Here is a 2,341-nt window from a genome sequence, read left to right on the forward strand (position 1 = left end):
GTGCCTAAGCATTCGGCGTGCCGAGGCTCCCTCGGCAAATATTCCCCTGCGATATCAGGCACTTGAGGTCCAGAACCCCACGGATGGGCCTGGTCTGTGGGCTCGGAGCCGGAAAAAACTCCTGACCCTTCTGGGCCCCGGCCTAACGTGTGACAGCCTTGTTGACGGGATGATGGAGGAACCCGTGCGCCTTCCGGTCGCCGCCGCACTGCTCAGCCTGGTCGCCTGCTCCGAGGCGACTGAAGGCACCACCCCGAAGCTCGAGGGCCTCATCAATCCGCTGCAGCGGCTCATCACCCCCGCGCGCGTGTGCAACGCCGGTGGCGGTACCGCGGGATGGCGCCTGGAGCTCATCGGCAGCCGCTTCACCCCGGTGCCTCGCGACGCGCTCACCGACACGCCTTCCGTGGAGCTGCCCCAGGTCTCGCTGAGCGGCCCCGCCGACTACACCGTCCCCGCCGACCACGTCTTCTTCGCGCGCACCGAACTCATGCGGATGGACCTGCCCACCCGCGACACCACGCCGTCGAGCTCGCTCCCGCCCGGCACCTATCGCGTGTCCGTGACCAACCCGCTCGGCGGAACCTCCGAGCTCGAGGACGCCCTGCGCGTCGTGCCACCGCCGGCCATCACGAACCTCTCCACGCCCGGGGGCTTCAACTACGGCGGCGGCAGTCCTCTCGTCATCGAAGGCAGTGGCTTCCGCTCGGACGCGCTGCCGCTCATCGTCCTCCAGCGCGACGGAGAAGAGGACCAGCCCCTCTTCACCCTCACCGTCGTCTCCGACACGCGCATCGAAACCGAAGTCCCCCCCGCGACGCCGGAAGGCACCTACGCGCTCACCCTCACCAACCCCGAGGGCTGCTCCGTCACCCGGCCCCAGGCGCTCACCGTCACCTATCCGCGGCTGGGCACCCTCTCCGCGTCGCCCGCGAGCGGCCCCGCCCACAGCGACACGGTCATCACCCTCACCAACACCGCGTCCAGCGGCCCGGCGGCCTTCACGTCCGGGCCCCAGCTCCAAGACGTGTACCTCGTCGCGCCCGTGAAGACGGATCCGGGCCAGACGGTGAACATCCCGCTGTACGACGTGGAGCTCGCCTCCCCGACGCAGCTGCGCGCCACCGTGCCCACGTGCTCCGGCTTCGACTCGCGGCCCGTCACGGATCCGGCGTGTCCCGGCGGCGTCGTGCCCGGCACCTACGGGCTCATCGTCACGGACCCCAGCGGCGCCTTCGGAACCCTTCCCTCCGGCTTCACCGTGTCCCCATGAACGCCCTCGCCCTGCTCGCGGCCGCGGCGCTGGCCGCCGCCCCTTCCGCCTCCAAGAAGGACAACGGAGGCCCCATCTTCATCGCGCCCAAGGTGGGCTTCATCAAGCCCGTCACGTCGCTGGGCGGCGACCTGTTCCTGGGCGGCGAGGTGGGCTACCTCACGCCCCTGCTCCAGCGGCGCCTCGCGCTGGTGCTGGAGGTGAACTACCACCGGCCCTCCACGTCGGGGACGCTGCGCGGCCCCCAGCTGGACAACCTGGGCCAGCCCATTGAAGCCCCGTACACGCTCGCCGAGCGCGAGGTGGCCATCCAGCTGTCCGCCGTGTTCCGCTTCCCTCGCGCGCTGGGGCCGCTCACGCCCTACGTGGGCGCGGGCCCCGGCCTGTACCTGCACCGCGCGACGGTGGAGTCCTTCGACAGCACCACGTCGGAGAGCGGCGGCGGGCTGGGCTTCCAGGCGCTGGCGGGCGCGGAGCTGCCGATGGGACCGGGCGGGCTCTTCCTGGAAGCGAAGTACCACTTCGCTCCGGTGGACTTCCTCACCACGGGCGACGTGAACGCGGGCGCGGTGCTCGCGGCCCTGGGCTACCGGCTGCGCCTGTAGCTCAGGCCCGTCCCACGGGCGGGCGCAGCATCCGCAGCAGGTGCTGGGCCAACAGGTCGCGCGTGGCCTGGAGCACCGACCCCATCAGGTGGTGCAGCGCCTCCGCGGTGTCGCCGTGGGCTTCGCGCACGCGCTCCGAGCGGCCGTCGAAGATGCGCAGCCGGCCGGGCACCAGCGAGATGACCGGCAGCGACGGGTGCCGCTTGCGCAACAGTCCCAGGAACAGCGGGTGGTCCTCGTCCGGGCGGCGCAGGTCCACCACCACCAGCGCGGGCTTGTTCTCCTTGATGGAGGCGAAGGCGTCATCGGGCTCGCCCGTGGCGGACACCTCCACGTCCGGCTCCGCGTCCAGGAAGCGGCTGAGCAGCGCACGGGACGCCGGATGCGGGCTGACGACGAGGACCCGCATCAGCGCGCCAACGCCAGGCAGGAGGCGTGACGGACACGGCGGACGGGGGCGGGG

The 2,341-nt window shown here is 71.5% G+C and carries 3 protein-coding genes; 2 read left to right on the forward strand and 1 reads right to left on the reverse strand.

Going from position 1 to position 2,341, the window contains the following annotated elements; all coding sequences use genetic code 11:
* The first annotated feature begins 184 nt into the window (after nt 1-184).
* Entirely contained in the window at nt 185-1,273 is a 1,089-nt protein-coding gene (locus tag D7X55_RS38560) for a hypothetical protein (RefSeq protein WP_147470398.1), read from the forward strand.
* On the forward strand, nt 1,270-1,878 hold the full coding sequence (locus D7X55_RS38565) for an outer membrane beta-barrel protein (protein WP_120552674.1): 609 nt from the start codon (nt 1,270-1,272) through the stop codon (nt 1,876-1,878). Before D7X55_RS38560 ends, D7X55_RS38565 begins: the two co-directional genes overlap by 4 nt.
* A gap of 1 nt (nt 1,879) precedes the next feature.
* Here the strand turns inward: D7X55_RS38565 and D7X55_RS38570 are convergent.
* The coding region (locus D7X55_RS38570) for a response regulator (protein WP_233610331.1) at nt 1,880-2,341 on the reverse strand (462 nt) is incomplete at its 5' end.

The sequence above is a fragment of the Corallococcus sp. AB049A genome, from assembly GCF_003668885.1.
GTDB classification, from domain to species: domain Bacteria; phylum Myxococcota; class Myxococcia; order Myxococcales; family Myxococcaceae; genus Corallococcus; species Corallococcus interemptor.